The sequence below is a fragment of the Novosphingobium malaysiense genome (assembly GCF_000802225.1).
In the GTDB taxonomy this organism is placed as follows: Bacteria; Pseudomonadota; Alphaproteobacteria; order Sphingomonadales; family Sphingomonadaceae; genus Novosphingobium; species Novosphingobium malaysiense.
In genome coordinates this window covers 123,387-140,377 of record NZ_JTDI01000003.1, presented here as the reverse complement: position 1 = coordinate 140,377, position 16,991 = coordinate 123,387, and the positions used below count along the sequence as shown (strand labels likewise).

The 16,991-nt window shown below is 65.6% G+C and carries 16 protein-coding genes; 5 read left to right on the top strand and 11 right to left on the bottom strand.

What is annotated here, in order from left to right; translation table 11 throughout:
* Positions 1-6: 6 nt before the first annotated feature.
* The gene (locus LK12_RS08575; protein ID WP_039282213.1) at positions 7-666 is read left to right on the top strand and encodes a hypothetical protein; all 660 of its coding nucleotides are present in this window, start codon (positions 7-9) and stop codon (positions 664-666) included.
* Between the two features lie 40 nt (positions 667-706).
* Positions 707-1,855: an alpha-hydroxy acid oxidase gene (locus tag LK12_RS08570; RefSeq protein ID WP_039282209.1), complete on the top strand. Its 1,149-nt coding sequence runs from the start codon at positions 707-709 to the stop codon at positions 1,853-1,855.
* A gap of 25 nt (positions 1,856-1,880) precedes the next feature.
* Here the strand turns inward: LK12_RS08570 and LK12_RS08565 are convergent, their stop codons facing one another.
* From LK12_RS08565 to sdhC, 6 genes are all read right to left on the bottom strand, one after another.
* Positions 1,881-3,977 carry an oxidoreductase gene (locus LK12_RS08565; RefSeq protein WP_039282206.1) on the bottom strand — a complete coding sequence of 699 codons (2,097 nt, stop codon included), beginning with the start codon at positions 3,975-3,977 and terminating at the stop codon, positions 1,881-1,883.
* A 125-nt stretch (positions 3,978-4,102) separates the two neighbouring features.
* Entirely contained in the window at positions 4,103-5,785 is a 1,683-nt protein-coding gene (locus LK12_RS08560) for a M56 family metallopeptidase (RefSeq protein ID WP_039282203.1), read from the bottom strand.
* Positions 5,782-6,180, bottom strand: coding sequence for a BlaI/MecI/CopY family transcriptional regulator (locus LK12_RS08555; RefSeq protein ID WP_039282200.1), 399 nt, complete (start codon positions 6,178-6,180; stop codon positions 5,782-5,784). Before LK12_RS08555 ends, LK12_RS08560 begins: the two co-directional genes overlap by 4 nt.
* 228 nt (positions 6,181-6,408) lie before the next feature.
* Positions 6,409-8,217, bottom strand: coding sequence for a succinate dehydrogenase flavoprotein subunit (sdhA, locus tag LK12_RS08550; RefSeq protein WP_039282197.1), 1,809 nt, complete (start codon positions 8,215-8,217; stop codon positions 6,409-6,411).
* Positions 8,217-8,603, bottom strand: a complete 387-nt coding sequence (gene sdhD / locus LK12_RS08545; protein WP_039282193.1) for a succinate dehydrogenase, hydrophobic membrane anchor protein — start codon at positions 8,601-8,603, stop codon at positions 8,217-8,219. Before sdhD ends, sdhA begins: the two co-directional genes overlap by 1 nt.
* Before the next feature lie 12 nt (positions 8,604-8,615).
* Positions 8,616-9,011 (bottom strand): succinate dehydrogenase, cytochrome b556 subunit, encoded by a 396-nt coding sequence (gene sdhC / locus LK12_RS08540; RefSeq protein ID WP_039282190.1) that lies wholly within the window; start codon positions 9,009-9,011, stop codon positions 8,616-8,618.
* 151 nt (positions 9,012-9,162) lie between these two features.
* Between sdhC and bla the strand changes: the two genes are divergently transcribed.
* Positions 9,163-10,074: a subclass B3 metallo-beta-lactamase gene (bla, locus tag LK12_RS08535; RefSeq protein WP_052223287.1), complete on the top strand. Its 912-nt coding sequence runs from the start codon at positions 9,163-9,165 to the stop codon at positions 10,072-10,074.
* Entirely contained in the window at positions 10,071-10,973 is a 903-nt protein-coding gene (locus tag LK12_RS08530) for a 50S ribosomal protein L11 methyltransferase (RefSeq protein WP_039282185.1), read from the top strand. The genes bla and LK12_RS08530 overlap by 4 nt, the downstream gene beginning before the upstream one ends.
* 7 nt (positions 10,974-10,980) lie before the next feature.
* On the opposite strand, the gene LK12_RS08525 is transcribed toward LK12_RS08530, so the two are convergent.
* Positions 10,981-11,268: a PilZ domain-containing protein gene (locus LK12_RS08525; protein ID WP_231568295.1), complete on the bottom strand. Its 288-nt coding sequence runs from the start codon at positions 11,266-11,268 to the stop codon at positions 10,981-10,983.
* Positions 11,269-11,491: 223 nt separating this feature from the next.
* Between LK12_RS08525 and sciP the strand changes: the two genes are divergently transcribed.
* Positions 11,492-11,794, top strand: a complete 303-nt coding sequence (gene sciP, locus LK12_RS08520) for a CtrA inhibitor SciP (RefSeq protein ID WP_039282179.1) — start codon at positions 11,492-11,494, stop codon at positions 11,792-11,794.
* 59 nt (positions 11,795-11,853) lie between these two features.
* Here sciP and ligA read toward each other — a convergent pair whose 3' ends face one another.
* The 4 genes from ligA to LK12_RS08505 all read right to left on the bottom strand — a co-directional run bounded on the left by ligA (position 11,854) and on the right by LK12_RS08505 (position 16,904).
* Complete coding sequence (gene ligA / locus LK12_RS08515) at positions 11,854-13,944, bottom strand: NAD-dependent DNA ligase LigA (RefSeq protein ID WP_052223406.1); 2,091 nt, start codon at positions 13,942-13,944, stop codon at positions 11,854-11,856.
* An 88-nt stretch (positions 13,945-14,032) separates the two neighbouring features.
* Positions 14,033-15,697, bottom strand: a complete 1,665-nt coding sequence (recN, locus tag LK12_RS08510; protein WP_039282171.1) for a DNA repair protein RecN — start codon at positions 15,695-15,697, stop codon at positions 14,033-14,035.
* A 78-nt stretch (positions 15,698-15,775) separates the two neighbouring features.
* A complete protein-coding gene (locus tag LK12_RS24610; protein WP_156135435.1) occupies positions 15,776-15,946 on the bottom strand; it encodes a hypothetical protein in 171 nt (56 codons plus the stop codon).
* Positions 15,947-16,106: 160 nt separating this feature from the next.
* The gene (locus LK12_RS08505) at positions 16,107-16,904 is read right to left on the bottom strand and encodes an outer membrane protein assembly factor BamD (protein ID WP_039282168.1); all 798 of its coding nucleotides are present in this window, start codon (positions 16,902-16,904) and stop codon (positions 16,107-16,109) included.
* Positions 16,905-16,991 lie beyond the last annotated feature (87 nt).

The window sequence follows — 16,991 nt, the reverse complement described above, 5'->3', positions numbered from 1 at the left end:
ATCAGGATGAGACGCGCCTTGTTGTGTGCTGCTGTCACGGCCTCGTTGTTCGCCATGCCGGCAGGGGCCCGCCAGCCGGACAAACCGATCACCGACAACGATCCGGACATGGGCGACGTCGCCCGAACACCGATCACCGACCTCAACGTCGGGCGTGACGACGAAATTCCGCCGGTGCTCACCGCCGCGGTCGGGCAGCCCTACACGCTCCACGGGCTGGACAAGTGCCGGCAGCTTTCCGCGGCCATCGTCGAACTGGACCAGGTTCTCGGTCCCGACATCGATCTGCCCCAGGAAGAACGCGACCGCATCAGCAGTGGACGCGTGGCGAAATGGCTGGTCACCTCGTTCATCCCCTTCCGCGGGCTCATCCGCGAAGTTTCCGGTGCCAACGATCAGGATCGCAGGGTCAATGCGGCGATCCAGGCCGGCCTGACGCGGCGCGGCTTCCTTAAGGGCGTGGGCGAAGCCCGCGGCTGCAAGTATCCCGCCTCTCCCGCGCCGCCACAGGTCGTTCAGGCCCGGCTGGAAGAACTCCGCGCGCAAGGCAAGGAGCCCGTGGGCGATAAGAAGCGCGACAAGAAGAACGAGAAGGATGACGACGTCGAAAAGACCGACCAGGGGGTTCCGTACGTTTCCGAACCCGTCGTACAGCCTATACCTTAGGCGCGATTGCAGCAGACGGACGGCGTGCTAAAGGCACGCCATGCGCCTGTCCGATTGCCACAACATCGCCGATTTCCGCCGCCTTGCGAAGCAGCGTCTGCCCTGGCCCGTCTTCGACTACATCGACGGTGCGGCCGACGACGAACTGACCAAGAGCCGCAACACGACCGCGTTCGACGATGTCGATCTGGTGCCTGATGTGCTTGCAGGCGTGGAGACGATCGACACCTCTCTGACGGTCATGGGCCGCAAGAGCGCCCTGCCCCTGATCCTCTCGCCCACGGCGCTGCAACGGGTATTTCACTGGCAGGGCGAACGCGCCGTGGCGCGGGCGGCACAGAAGTTCAATCTGTGGTTCGGGATATCCAGCCTTGCCACCGTGTCGATCGAGGAAATCGGCGCGATGGGCGACAATCCCAAGATGTTCCAGCTCTACGTGCACAAGGACAAGGGGCTCAATCGCTCGATGATCGAGCGCTGCCAGGCGGCCAAGTTCGATGCCATCGCGCTCACGGTCGACACCATCGTCGGCGGCAAGCGCGAGCGGTGCCTGCGCTCGGGCTTTTCCTCGCCGCCGCGCTTCACGCCCTCCTCGCTGCTGTCCTACGCGCTCAAGCCGCGCTGGGCGCTCGATTACGTGTTTCGCGAGAAATTCGCGTTGCCCAACCTCGACACCCATGTCAGCGCCGGCACCGGCGAGGCGATGAGCATCCAGCGCTATTTCACCGAGATGCTCGACCAGTCGCTCGACTGGAAGATGGCGGCGCAGATCCGCGAGGAATGGGGCGGCACCTTCTGCCTCAAGGGCGTGATGAGCGTGGCGGACGCGCGCCGCGCGGTGGAAATCGGCGCCGATGCGATCATGATCTCCAACCACGGGGGCCGCCAGCTCGACGGCAGCCGCGCACCCTTCGACCAGGTGCGCGAGATTGCCGATGCCGTCGGCGGACAGATAGAGATCATCTGCGACGGCGGCGTGCGGCGCGGCACGCATGTCCTGAAAGCGATGGCCAGCGGCGCCACCTGCGCCTCGGGCGGAAGGCTGTACCTGTACGCGCTCGCCGCGGCCGGGCAGCCGGGCGTCGAACGCGCGATCACGATCCTGAAGGAAGAGATCGAACGCGACATGAAGCTGATGGGCGTGACCAGCGTCGACCAGCTCACCCGAGAACGGCTGCGCTGGCGCTAGTGATGCCGTTCCCGGCCGACGGCCATCAGGCTGCCGGGGCGGGTCGCTCGACGTCGGCCGGGAACGGCACGACGGAGAGAGGGTCGGGCGAAAACCACGCCTCTGCGAACGATGCGGGACCGTCCGACTCGCCGATGGCGCGCGCGAACTTCTGGCCCTCGTAGGTTGCCGCCGCGAGCATCCGCGCCGACAGCGCATCGCCGATGGTAAAGAGCTGCGGTACCTTTCCTTCCAGTGCCCGCGCCAGACTATCCTGCGGTACCCGGCCCGTTGCCAGAACCACCGCCTCGGCAACTTCGCGTCGCTCCTCTCCGGTGTGCACATCACGCAAGGTCACCGTGCGCTCGCCGATGCTGCTCACCCAGTGCGAGGGGACCAGTTTCACGCCGGCGCGCTTCATCCGGCCGACGATATAGTATTCCTCCCAGTTGTCGGTGTTGCGCGCGGAGACGGGCGAATAGCCTGCGGTCACGAAGTTCACCTCGGCGCCGTTCGTGGCCAGCATTTCGGCGATGCCGGTGCCGGTGTGATAGCCCTCGGCATCGAAGATCCAGACCTTGCCATTTGGCCGCCTTCCGCCAAGCAGCACGTCTTCGGGCCGCACGACATGCGGCAAATCAGAGCCCGGTATATCACCATCATAGGTAATCGAGCGGCCGCCGGGGCTGTAGCTGGCACCGGTCGCCACGATGACCGCATCGGGCTTTTCAGCGAGCACCGCCGCTTCATCGGCCGCTGCGCCCAGCCGTACATCGATGTCCAGACGGGCGACTTCGCTTTGCCACCAGTCGATAGCCGCGCGGTAGTGCTCGCGTCCCGGCAGATCGGCCCAGAGCGCCAGGGCCCCGCCCAGGACATCGCGGGCCTCGAACAGGGTCACACGGTGCCCTTTCTCCGCCGCGACACGCGCCGCTTCCATGCCGCCCGGGCCACCGCCGACTATGACGACGCGCTTGGGGTGGGCCGCCGGCTCATAGCTGTGCCGCCCCCAGATCCGGTCGCGGTAGGACGCGGGATTGATCGCGCAGCCCTGCGCACCGTCGCCGCCGGCTGCCGTGCACCAGTTGCAGGCGATACAGGTGCGGCTGCGATCCTCACGCCCTTCCCGCGCGTTCTGAACGAAGTCCGGCTCGGCAATGAGCTGGCGCGCCGCGCCGATCACGTCGCATGCGCCCGCCTGCAATGCTGCCTCTGCCTGCGCCATGTCGGTCACGTTGCCCAGCACCGACAGCACCGGCACATCGCCCGCCGCACTGCGCACCTTTTCGACCCAGGGACGATAGTATTGCCCCGGCTCGAAGCCTGTGGGCATGCCATGACGGAACTGCTGCGGCTCCAGCCCGACGTCGAGATCGATGTAGTCGATCAGCCCCTGCTCGACGAGACGCGCGACAACTTCGCGCGCCGTGTCCGGGCCATAGCCGCCTTCCAGCTGTTCATCGCAATTGAGGCGCAGGCCCACGGCGAACTGCTCCCCACCACCCTCGCGCGCGGCGCGCAGGCTCTCGACCAGAAAGCGCATGCGGTTTTCCAGCGAACCGCCGTATTCGTCGGCGCGTTCGTTGAACCAGGGCGAGAGAAACTGCTGGATCAATGCAGCGTGGCTAACGTGCAGCATGATCCCGTCGAAACCCGCCTCGGCCATGTTCGCGGCCGTGACGCGCGTGGCCTCGATCATGCGGGCGATCTCGTCGCGCGACATGGCCCGCGTCGAGTGCGCCCGACCGCCATGGCCGAACTGCCGCACCGACGGCGCCATCGCAGGCGCAGGCGGGCTGAACACTTGCCAGTACCCGGCGCCGATCCAGTGGTAGAACGGCTCGCCGAAGATCTTGCCTCCCGCATCATGGATCGCATCGGTCAGCACGCGGAAGGCAGGGATGTTGACCGCCTCGTGCGGGCTGGGCTGCCGGGTGCGACCGCGCTCGTGCATGGCCAGGGCCACGACCACGAGGCCGCACCCGCCGCCCTTCACGCGCTCGGCGCTATAGGCCACCAGATCGTCGGCGGGCTTGGTGCCTGCGGAAAGCGCAGAGCCGTGAGGCGCGAAGAAAAACCGGTTGGGCAATTCGACCGGCCCCAGTTGGACAGGGGAGAATACCGCGGGGTATTTTGCATGCACGTTCAGATCCCTCCCGGATTTTCGGGTAGGATATGATTGCCAAAACCCATGCGCAACTGCCAAAAACGAAAGCACCGGGACCATGAAACGATCCCGGTGCTAAATTTTGCTCGAAACGCTGCAGTTCAGTTGGCTTCGTGCATTTCCTTGAAGGCGTCGGCAATTTCGCTGTCGAGATCGGCAAGGATTTGCGCCCGCTCCTCTTCCCCCAGGTCGCGTTCGGATACGATGGCCTGACGGGCGGACTTGAGTGCCTTGATCGTGGCCGTCATTGCGACCTTGGGCACGCCGGTACAGATAACCGTCCGGGACTGCGAGCGATCACGCGTGGAGCGCGGACTGTCTGCCGGACAATCGTCTTCCAGCACCATTTCCTGCTTCACCTCGCGCTTGCCGTCCCCGGTCTTGTGGACGATGCGAATGACCTTCTTGCCGTCGCGGGTCACCGTTTCCTCCACTTTGGGCGCGCGAGCGACGGCTTCGGCTGCCATCCGCTCGGCCTGAGCTGCCTGTCGCTCGGCCTCAGCGGCCTGGCGTTCGACCTGTCGTTCCATCTGACGCTGTTCCCGTTCCGCACGGCGTTCCGCCTGGGCCGCCTGGCGCTCTGCAAAAGCCGCGCTGCGCTCGGCATCCCGATTCCCGGACTTGTGGATCCAGACCGTCTTGTGATCGGGCGCGGCAGGCGGAGCCGGAGGGGCCGGAGGTGCGGGAATTTCGGCCTCGGATGCGTTCCATCGCGGCGGTTCGGGGGCGGCGGGCGGTTCCGGCGCAGCGGGGGCGGCCGGCGCTGCAGGCGCCTCCGGCACGGCAACTGCTTGCAGATTGCCGGGCTCATCCATCGCCGCATAGCTGACCGTGGCAGTGGCGGGGACCGCGACGATGGCCATGGCGAAAAGGCTGCGTCCCAGCACACGCCGGGCGGGCGTGACATCCTTGTGGGCCAGCGCCTTGAGGCGATGGATGATCGGCTTGTCGCCGGTCAGCGGTCCGGCCATCGGCGCGGCCAGTGCAAGCCGGGTCCCGGCGGCATAGGAGGCAATCAACTGCCCATAGCGGGCCCGGATGCTGCGGTCACGGCCAGCCACGACACGGGCATCGCAGGCAACTTCCTGATCGCCACGCAGCGCGCGCCATGCGGCCCAGGCCAGCGGATTGAACCAGTGCAGTGCGAACAGCGGCTGCATGACGATGATCGCCAGCAGGTCGTTGCCCGCGTGATGCTCCAGTTCGTGGGCAATCGCGAAGTCCGAGCTTTCCGAGTCGGTATTCGCCAGGAAGCCGCTCGGCAGCGCCACGACCTTGTCGAACACGCCGAAGGCCAGCGGTGCGGCAGCGGCAGGAGTCTCGACAATGCGCACACCCTCGGCATGGGCCACGAGCCGCGCCTCAGCCAGCAGTTCGCGGCGCATGGTGAAGTAGTTCCACGTGCGCCAGCCCAGGAACGCCAACACGCCCAGCAGCCATACCGTCAGCAAAACCGTGGTCCACGGCACCTGCGCCAGCAAACCCGGCTCGGCGACGACGACCGGAGCCGGATCCACCGGCGCCGTCATCACCGAAGCGGCCCCGACACGGACCGGCTCTACCGTGGTCGCGCCGGCAACGATCGGCTCGATCGAGACCTTCGGCAGCGGCAGGAGATTGCGCGGCAGCGCCAGCGGCGGCAGCACCAGCCGGATCATCGGCAGCGCCCATAGCGCATAGGCCGCGTGCGGTCCGAACCAGCGCCCCACGGGCTTGCGGACCAGAAGGACCAGCGCCAGCAGCGCGCCCGTCATCACGAGCGTATCGGTCAGCCATTCGATCATGACTTCAGCTCCTTCAGCAGGGCCTCGATTTCGGCGATGTCATCAGGGGTCAGCCCTTCGGACTGGGCAAGATGCGCGAACAGCGGCGCCGCACGGCCGCCGAACAGGCGGTCCACCAGACGGCGGCTTTCGGTGCCCAGATAGTCGGACCGGGCGATACGGGGCGAATAGAGGAAACGCTTGCCGTCCGGCTGCGTCGCGACCGCCTGCTTGGCCACCAGCCGCGAGAGCAGCGTCTTGACCGTGTTGAGGCTCCAGTCGCGCTCGGCACAGACATGCTCGCACACTTCCTGCGCCGTAAGCGGAGAACGCTGCCACAGCGCCTCCATCACGGCCTGCTCGGCTTCGGAAATTCGGTCCGGCTGGTCCGGTGTGCCCGCCACGCGCTTCTCCATCGTTTACGTATGTAATCGACTACGCTTGTAAACATGAACGCCGGATTAAGGCCATGTCGTTGGTCCGCTGCCGATTGCCGTTCGTCGAATGGGGTCACGGACGGCAGCGGCACTTCGGATCGGGATATATCGGAAAAAGAAAGCCGCCGGCGCACAAAAACGCCGGCGGCCATGGAAAACCAGCACGTGACGACCGCGTTGAAGCGGCCAAGCCACGTGAGGATGATCTTAGTACACGCGTGCCTTCGGCTTGATGTACTCGACATCGTCGGTGAGCGTGTATTCGTGCACCGGACGATAGCCGAGGCGAACCTCGCCGCCCTTGCCACCCCAGCCGTCGAACCAGGCTGCGGTGTGCTTCATCCAGTTGGCGTCGTCGCGGTTCGGGAAGTCCTCGTGCGCGTGGGCGCCGCGGCTTTCCTTGCGGTTCTGGGCGCCGTGGAGCGTCACGGTGGCCTGAGCGATGAGGTTGTCCAGCTCCAGCGTCTCGATGAGATCGGAGTTCCAGATCAGGCCCTTGTCGGACACGTGGATGTCCTGCATGCGCTCGTAGGTCTTGGCCAGCTTTTCCTTGCCTTCGACCATGAGTTCGTCGGTGCGGAACACCGCTGCGTGCTGCGACATGGTGCGCTGCATGTCCGTGCGAACTTCCGCTGTGGGCGAGCCGCCCTTGGCGTTGCGGAAGTGATCGAGGCGGGTAAGCGCCAGATCCGCGGAGTCCTTGGGCAGTTCAGCCTGCGAGACGCCGGGCTTGACCAGTTCCTTGAGGCGGTGGCCGGTGGCGCGGCCGAACACCACGAGGTCGATCAGCGAGTTCGAGCCGAGGCGGTTCGCGCCATGGACCGAGACGCAGGCCGCCTCGCCGACGGCGAAGAGGCCCGGCACCACGGTTTCCGGATTGCCGTCTGCACCGATGGTGACGACTTCGCCGTGATAGTTCGTCGGGATACCGCCCATGTTGTAGTGGACGGTCGGAACCACCGGCAGAGGCTGACGGGTAAGGTCGACGCCAGCGAAGATCTTGCCCGATTCGGTGATGCCCGGCAGGCGCTCGGCCAGAACCTTGGGATCGATGTGATCGAGGTGCAGGAAGATGTGGTCCTTGTTCGGGCCGACACCGCGGCCTTCACGGATTTCGAGCGCCATCGAGCGGCTGACGACGTCGCGCGAGGCGAGGTCCTTGGCCGAGGGGGCATAGCGCTCCATGAAGCGCTCACCTTCGGAGTTGGTGAGATACCCGCCCTCGCCGCGCGCGCCCTCGGTGATGAGAACGCCGGCGCCGTAGATGCCGGTCGGGTGGAACTGCACGAATTCCATGTCCTGCAGCGGCAGGCCCGCGCGCAGCACCATGCCGCCGCCGTCACCGGTGCAGGTATGGGCCGAAGTCGCGGTGAAGTAGCAGCGGCCGTAACCGCCGGTCGCGAGCACGACGGCCTGCGAGCGGAAGCGGTGGATCGAGCCGTCGTCCAGGCAGATGGCGATCACACCGCGGCACTGGCCGTTCTCCATGATCAGGTCGATCGCGAAGTATTCGATGTAGAAGTCCGCGGCGTACTTCAGCGACTGCTGGTAGAGCGCATGGAGCATGGCGTGACCGGTACGGTCGGCCGCGGCGCAGGTGCGCTGCACCGGCGGGCCTTCGCCCATGTTCTGCATGTGGCCGCCGAACGGGCGCTGGTAGATCGTGCCGTCTGCGTTGCGGCTGAAGGGCACACCGGCGTGCTCCAGCTCGTAGACCGCCGCAGGCGCTTCGCGCACCATGTATTCGATGGCGTCCTGGTCGCCCAGCCAGTCCGACCCCTTGACGGTGTCGTACATATGCCAGGTCCAGTGGTCCGGCGTGTTGTTCTTGAGCGAAGCGGCGATGCCGCCCTGCGCCGCAACGGTGTGCGAGCGGGTCGGGAAGACCTTGGTGATGCAGGCCGTTTTCAGGCCGGCTTCGGCAGAGCCCATCGTGGCGCGCAGGCCCGAGCCGCCGGCGCCGACGACGACGGTGTCGTAAGTGTGGTCGATGATCTTGTAGGCGGGCGCGGACATCAGGCGGAGGCTCCCAGCGCGAGGCGGACGACGCAGAACACGCCGAAAGCGGCGCCTGCGAATGCGGCAAGGTTCAGGGCGACAATGCAGGCGAACTTGTTCGCATGCTCATGCACGTAGTCCTCGATCATGACCTGCATGCCGAGGCGCGCGTGCCAGAAGGTCGATACGAGCAGGAGGATCATCGCCACGGCGGGGACCGGGTTCGACAGCCAATCGGCAACCGAAGCGTAGGACAGGTCCTGCAGCAGCACGATCGAGACGACCAGCCACAGCACCAGGAAGAGGTTGCCGATGGCGGTGAAGCGCTGGATCAGCCAGTGATGCGTGCCGCCCTTGGCCGAGCCGAGGCCGCGAACGCGGCCGATGGAAGTTCCATTACCCATTTTTTCCGTCCCTCAGCGAAGCAGCAGGAGCGCCCAGAAGGCCGCGGTGAGCAGAACGCCCAGGACCGGCGAAAGGATCGACCAGACCTTGTTGGTGTTGAGCTCGAACCCGGCGCCCACGTCGAGCACGAAGTGCCGCAGGCCGCTCATCATGTGGGTGAAGAAAGCCCAGGAGATACCCACCAGAACGATATAGCCGATCGGTGTCGTCATGGCCCAGGCGAAAGTCGCATAGGCATCGGGGCCGCTTGCGAGCGCACCCAGCCACCACAGCAGAACGCCCAGACCCGCCACGGCAAGACCGTTGCCGGTCACGCGGTGCAGGATCGAAACGAACATGTGCGGGCCCCAGCGCCAGATCTGGAGGTGGGGCGAAAGCGGTCGGTTCTTGGTGCCGGCGGTAGCCATGCTCTTGCGAATCCCCTTGCCTGCGGCAGCGTGAAGGGCTGCCCTCGTCGTTGTCCCCTTAGCCAAATCGTCGCATGGTGCAAGTTCCGCAACGCGAGTTAGTGCTAGGGCCGTCTGGCCTATCGCGGCGGCGAGGCGTAAAGCGAGAGCCATGAGTCGCGCCCCCAAGCCTCTTTTGCTGGCCGCACTGCTAGCGGCGAGCGCAGCTTCCGCACAGGCCCAGCCCGCAGCGGCAGAGACCTTCACCACCGCGGATTTGGCCCAGGCCTGTTCCGGCAAGGACGGATGGCTGGACCCCGCTCCGCCGGCCCATGTCTTCGGGAACACCTGGTACGTGGGTACCTGCGGGATTGCCGCAATCCTGATAACCGGCGAGGACGGTCACGTCCTGATCGACGGCGGCATGCCCGATGCTGCGCCGCTGGTCCTTTCGAACATTGCCAGGCTCGGCTTGCAGCCCAAAGACGTGCGCTGGATCGTCTCGAGCCATGAGCATTTCGATCACGTCGGCGCCCTGGCCGCACTCCAGAAAGCTACCGGCGCGAAAATCGCCGCACTCAGGCCTGCCGCCGCCTTGCTCGAATCGGGCGAGCCTTCGCTGGACGATCCGCAGCATGACATTACCGACGGCTTCGCACCGGTCGCCGTCGACAAGGTGCTGGAAGACGGCGACAGCGTGGTCGCGGGCAATCTCGCCGTGACGGCCCATGCCACGCCGGTGCACTCGCCGGGCTCGACGAGCTGGACATGGCAATCGTGCACTGCAGACTTCACCTGCCGCATGATCGCCTATGCCGACAGTGCCACGACCATTTCCGCAGATGCGTATCGCTTTTCCGATCACCCGGACCGCGTTGCGCAGATCGACCTCGGGTTGGAGCAGATCGGCGCCCTGCCCTGCGATGTGCTGCTGACGCCGCATCCCTCGGCAAGCGGCATGATGCCCCGCTTCGCCGGGAAAGCTCCGCTGGTCGCGGCTTCAGCCTGTACCGACTATGCCGCCACCGCAAGGAAACGCATCGAAGACCGTCTGGCTAAGGAAGCCGGGACCGAGACCCCATGAGCTGGAAACTGACCGCCCTCGCCCCTCGCGAGGTCATCGAAGCCGCCCTCGTCGCGCATGAAGACGCGCTCGACTGGGATCCGGAAATCGTCCTGTCCGGCAGCGAAGTGGCCGAGGACCGGCCCGACGACTGGCAGCTCGAAGCCTGGCTCTCTCGCGCACCCACGCAGGCCGACAAGGATGCCCTGGCCGCGCTTTTTGCCGGCGAGGCACCCGAATTTACCGTCGAGGAACTGCCGGACACCGACTGGCTCGTGGCCAGCCAGCAGAACCTCGAACCCATCCGCGCGGGGCGCTTCTACGTCCACACGCCCGAGCATCCGGCGAGCAACGAGCCGGGCCTGATCGACTTTACCATCCCGGCCAGTCAGGCCTTCGGTACAGGGCAGCACGCCACCACGGCCGGGTGCCTGGCGATGCTTACGCACATGAAGGCGCAAGGCACGGTGGTGCGCAATTGCGCCGATATCGGCACCGGCACGGGGCTGCTCGCCTTCGCCGCCCTCGCCCTGTGGCCCAGCGCGTTGGCCACCGCGAGCGACATCGATGCGGTCTGCGCCGATGTCGTGGAAGCCAATGCCCGCGCGAACGGGGTGCGCATGGGATCGCGAAACGGCGAGCTCGTGATGACGATCGCCGACGGCATGGATCACCCGCTGCTGGCCGCGCGCGGCCCCTACGATTTCATCATGGCCAATATCCTCGCCGGCCCGCTGGTGTCGCTGGCCCCGGACTTCGGCGCCGCGCTTGTCCCGGGCGGGCACCTGTTGCTCGCCGGCCTGCTGGAAACGCAGGAAGCCGCGGTGCGCTCCGCCTGCCGCCGAGCGGGCCTGAGACTGGCCGCGCGGCTCGTCAATGGCGACTGGTCGATCCTCTGGATGCGGAAACGCCGCAAGTAGGATCGGCTCAGGCCAGGAACAACTCCAGGCCGTGGACGTCGCGGCAGTGATTTTGCAGGGCCTCCTGGCAGTCCCGGGAGAGCGGACGATCGAACGCGAAGCCCACGTGATCGCCTACCACCCAGCGAACCGTGCCGATGACGGGCGAGAAATCGGCAAGCTTGAAACGAAAGCGCTGCCCCGGGGCCACGCGCGTCTCGTTGAAGACGAACTGGCATCCGTCCTCGGAGACATGCCTGGCGACTGCCGCCGAATACGGAGAATCGTCGCTGATGTCCGAGGCCATGGTCCCCATCCAGATGCCGGTACGTGTCCATCCGGAAGAGTAATTAAAGGAGGTAAATGGGCCGTAAATGAATTCCGAAACTATTTATCCGTCCTCTTTTCATTTATTTTCAGATATTTAACGGACGCCCGGCAATTTTCTGTTAACCATGCCGAGTGAGCCGGCATTAACGATTTACGGCAAGAATCCGTGAGTAAGGGGGGTTGGCATCAACAGTCTTGAGAGACCAACCATGTTTCAGTCTGATCTTGATCGTCCGGATACGGTCATCGGTCCACTCGGCGAGGCGTTGCGGGAAGAGAATCTGCCACCACCGTCCACGTCGCGATGGGTCGTGAGGCGAAAGGCCGAAGTCGTCGCAGCCGTCAACGGCGGTTTGCTGACGATTGCCGAAGCCTGCGAACGCTATGGCCTGACGTTGGAAGAACTGGCCTCGTGGCAAAGGGCCATCGATCGTGAAGGCATGGCCGGCCTGCGCGCCACTCGGGTCCAGCACTACCGGCAGGTGCACGAACGCCAGGGGCGCTTTTCCTGATCGTCCGCTCGTCGGGGGAGAATGGGCGGAAAGAGGACAGGCCGCGCTGACAGCTCCCGTCAGCCAGCAGCCTTGACGATTTCCGCCCACGCCGCCTCGTCGATCACGTCAATGCCGAGATCCGCGGCCTTCTTGAGTTTCGATCCGGCCCCGGGCCCGGCCACGACGAGATCGGTCTTGGCCGAAACCGAACCGGCGGCCTTGGCGCCCAGTCGCTCCGCCTGTGCCTTGGCCTCGTCCCGGCTCATGGTTTCAAGCTTGCCGGTAAAGACGACGGTCTTTCCCGCCACGGCGCTGTCCTTCGTTTCCACGACGTAGGGCGGCGGCGAGACTTCGCCGAGCAGGTCGTCCCAGACCTGCTTGTTGTGATCCTCGTGGAAGAAGTCGCCGAGTGCCTCGACCACGACCGGACCGATGCCGTCTATCGACACCAGTTCGGAATAGGCCTCGCTCGCGGCCTGCGCCCTCTCCTCGCCTTCCTTGGCATGCGCCAGTTCCGCGATTTCGCGCAGTGCCGGGAGGGTTTCGAAGCGTTTCATCAGGTCACGCGCTGTGACTGCCCCGACATGGCGGATTCCCAAGCCGAACAGGAGCCGCGCCGCGTCGGGCTCGCGCTTGCTTTCCACAGCACTCAACAGGTTGTCCACAGACTTGTCCTTCCAGCCCTCGAGGGCAAGGATCTCGTCCCGCCGGTTCTTCAGCCTGAATATGTCGGCCGGACTTTCCAGCCAGCCCTTGGCGAAGAATTCGTCTATGGTCTTCTCGCCGAGCCCCTCGATATCGAGCGCCGCGCGGCTGACGAAATGCTTCAGCCGCTCCGTGCGCTGGGCCGGACAGATGAGGCCGCCGGTGCAGCGCACGTCAACCTCGCCTTCCTCCGCCACGGCTTCCGAACCGCATTCGGGGCAATGGTCGGGAAACGCGAATGCCGGACGCTGCTCGTCGCGCGTGAGATTGTCCACCACTTGCGGGATCACGTCGCCCGCCCGCTGCAGGACGATGCGGTCCCCCGGTCGCACGCCGAGACGTGCGATCTCGTCGCGGTTGTGCAGCGTGACGTTGGTCACGGTGACCCCGCCCACGAGCACCGGCTTGAGGCGCCCCACGGGCGTGAGCTTGCCAGTGCGACCGACCTGGATATCGATCGATTCGAGAATGGTCTCGGCGCGCTCCGCCGGGAACTTGTGCGCCAGTGCCCAGCGCGGCGCCTTGGCAACGAAGCCGAGACGCTGCTGCCAGTCGAGCCGGTCGATCTTGTACACCACGCCATCGATCTCGAAGGGCAGATCGGGGCGCCCTTCGCGGATGGATCGATAGGCTTCCAGCATCTCGTCCAGCGAACTGCACCTGCGAAACTGCGGCGAGACCGGCAGCCCCCAGGACTCGATCTTGCGGATCACTTCGTGCTGCGTCTCGCCGGGCAGGTCCGACACCGCTCCCCAGCCGTGCGCCCAGAACCGCAAGGGGCGCCGCGCCGTGACCCTGGCGTCCTTCTGCCGCAGCGAGCCGGCAGCGGCATTGCGGGGATTGGCGAACTGGCGGACCTTCATTTCGTCGAAAGCCTCTCCCTTCGCTTCGGCCTGGGCCCGGGCATCCGCCATCAATTGCTCGTTCAACGCGAGAAACGCGGCCTTTTCCATGTAGACCTCGCCGCGCACCTCGAAGACGTCGGGCACGTCTTTTCCCTGCAGCTCCTGAACGATGTCGTCGATGTGGGCGACATTGGGGGTCACGTCCTCACCAACCTGACCATCGCCGCGGGTGGCCGCACGCACCAGCTTGCCCTTCTCGTAGCGCAGCGAGCACGAAAGTCCGTCGATCTTGTCTTCCGCCGTCATCGCCACCGGCTCGTCAGCGGACAGCGCCAGGAATCGCCGCACGCGGGCAACAAACTCCTCCACTTCCTCGTCGGTAAAGGCATTGTCGAGGCTCATCATGCGAACCTCGTGCGTCACTTTCGAGAGGGGCGAGGCGGCGACTTCGTGCCCAATCGCGTTCGAAGGGCTGTCCTGCCGAACCAGATGCGGGAAAGCTGCCTCCAATTCCGCATTGCGCCGCACCAGCGCATCGTATTCGGCGTCGGATATCTCGGGGGCATCTTCGGCGTGATAAAGCCGATTGTGCCGGGCAATCTGCCGCGCCAGCCGCATCAACTCATTGGCGGCTTCCGCTTCGGAGATATTCACCACGTACTCCTCTCCAGAAAGGGGGCTGTCGACGCCGAATTGCCGAGCCCCGTCACACGCCCTCCAGCAGCCTGTCCGCCTGGGCCCGCGCCTCGTCGGTCACTTCGGCCCCCGACAGCATGCGGGCGATTTCTTCCTTCCGAGCCCCTTCATCGAGCATCACGACCGACGTCCGCGTGACCGTTCCCTCGCTGGACTTGGCGATCATGTAGTGCCGCGTCCCACGTGCAGCGACCTGCGGGCTGTGGGTGACCGCCAGCAGTTGTCCGCCGCCGGCAAGCCGTGCCAGGCGCTCGCCGATGGCGCTGGCGACGGCGCCGCCCACGCCGCGGTCGATCTCGTCGAAGATCACTGTCGCTGCGCCGCCTTCTTCGGCCAGCGCCACCTTGAGCGCGAGAATGAAGCGCGAAAGTTCGCCGCCCGAGGCGATCTTGGCGAGCGGGGCGAAATCGGCGCCGGGATTGGTGCTGATGAGGAATTCCACTGCATCCATGCCCTGCGTGCCCCAGCGTTCTTCGGGCAGCCGCACGACCGACGTCTGGAACCGCGCGGCATCGAGCTTGAGCGGCGCCAGCTCTCCCGCCACGGCGACATCGAGCCGTTTGGCGGCGGCGCGGCGCAGGTCATGCAAGGCCTCGGCCCGCTCGCGATAGACGTGGCCGGCCTGCTCCGCCGCCTTTTCCAGTTGCGCCAGATGTTCGGTGCCGCCTTCGATAGCATCGAGGGCAAGGCGCATTTCCTGCATCTTCTCGGGCAAGTCATCGACCTGGCAATCGTGCTTGCGCGCCGCCGCGCGCAGATCGAACAGGCGGGTCTCGATCCGGTCGAGTTCGGCAGGATCGAACGCCAGCGCTTCTGCCGCGCGTTCCAGTCTTTCCTCGGCTTCGCCCGCTTCGATCACGGCCCGGTCGAGCGCGGCAAGCGCCTCGGCTAGCAATTCATGCTCGCCGGCGATCCGGTCGAGCCGACGGGCGGCTCCGCGCAAGCCGGCAAGCGCCGAATCGGACCCGCTCCACAAGTGCTGGAGCGCGGCAAGATCGTCCGTGAGCTTTTCGCCCTTCTGCATGTCCGCGCGAGCCATCGCGAGTTGCGCTTCCTCGCCCGGTTCGGGCGTGAGCGCATCAAGCTCGGCAAGATGCGCCAGCAGCAGGTCCTGGTCCTCGGCTGCCTTTTCCACCTGCGCCCGCGCCGTCTCGAGTGCATCGCGCGCCGCGCGCCAGTCTTTCCACGCGGCCTCGACGCCAGCCACGTCCCCGCCGGCAAAGCGGTCCAGCAGGGCCTTGTGTCCGCGCGGATTTACGAGACCGCGATCGTCGTGCTGCCCGTGGATCTCGACCAGTGCCGGGGCGATCTCGCGCAGCAGAGCCACGCCGACCGGCTGGTCGTTGAGAAAGGCCTTGGAGCCGCCATCGGCCTTGAGCTGGCGCTTGAGGATGAGCGGTTCGCCCGGTTCGATTTCCAGTTCCGCCTCGTCGACGACCCGGCGCACCGCTTCGGGCAGGGCTGCAAAATCGAAGCTGGCGGTGACGGTCGCCCGGTCTTCTCCCCCCCGCACGAGCCCGCTGTCGGCGCGGTTGCCGAGCACAAGACCCAGCGCATCGAGCAGAATCGACTTGCCCGCGCCGGTCTCGCCGGTGAGCACTCCAAGGCCCGTGGCGAAATCGAGATCGAGCGCCTCGATCAGGACGATATTTCGGATGTAAAGCCGGCTCAGCATGTTCGCGAAGCGTTCTAGCGAAGAGCGATGCCGCCGTCACCCCGCTTCGCGCGTTGTAGACACCGATGCGATCGGGTGTCAGCCGATGGTATGAACGAGCTGGATCATGCCCAGCAGCCACGTCACCACCAGTATCGCGATAATGGTCTCAAGTTCCCAGTGCCAACGCCGGGCGCTGCGGCGCGCGGGGCGACGCTTGCGGGTGCCGAAGAACTTGTCGCCATCCATGGCCTGTCCCCTCGCGACCAAATGTCGACCGGCCTTTTCAGGCGAGGTCGGGGCAATCATGACCCCGCTCTTGGACTTTAAAGGGTAATAGGTATCGGAGTGGTAAACCTGAAGGCAGCACAATGGCCTAGCAGGCGCATTTCACCCACTCGCCATCGCCTTGCCAAAACCAGCCCGAAAATCAGGCCGCGACGTTTTCCGGCGCGTGCTTCTCCATCAGCTTGTAGGCACGCGCGTACCACTTGCTCTGGGGATAGTTGGCTTCCAGCACCGCTGCCGCCTTCTGGGCCTCATCGGGGATACCCAGCGAGAGGTAGCCCTCGACCAGACGATACAGCGCTTCGGGCGTGTGGCTGGTGGTCTGGAAGTTGTCGACGACATTGCGGAAGCGCAGCGTGGCGGCGAGCCACTTGCCACTGCGCTCGTAGAAACGACCGATGGTCATTTCCTTGCCGGCGAGGTGGTCGTTGACGAGGTCTAGCTTGAGCTTGGCGTCTGCGGCATAGCTCGTCGTCGGATAGCGGCGGATGATGTCGGTCAGCGCCTGCTTGGCCTGCTCGGTGGTCTTCTGGTCGCGCGTCACGTCGCTGATCTGCTCGTAATAACTGATCGCGATCAGGTAGTAGGCGTAGGGCGCGTCCTTGTTGCCGGGGTGGATCGACAGGAAGCGCTGTGCCGACTGGATCGCCTTGTTGTAATCGCGCGCAGCGTAATAGCTGAAGGCGCTCATCAATTGCGCGCGGCGGGCCCAGGGCGAATAGGGATGCTGGCGCTCGACTTCGTCGAACAGGGCGGCCGCCTGCTTGGTGCGTCCCTCGTCGAGGCGTTTCTTCGCCGCCGCATAGAGCGTGTCGACGTCGCGCGCGACATAGGCGGTGTCCTTGTTCTTGCCACCGCGCCCGGCACAGCCAGCGGTGAGAACGAGTGCCCCGGTGGCGGCGGCAAGGAGGGCGGTTTTCAGTCGCGAACGTTCGAACATGGCGAGGGTCTATAGACAGCACGATGCTGAACGCCAAGTGAAGTTGCACCGGAAGGCCCCGCCTGTCCCCAAGCCCTTTCCCCAAGC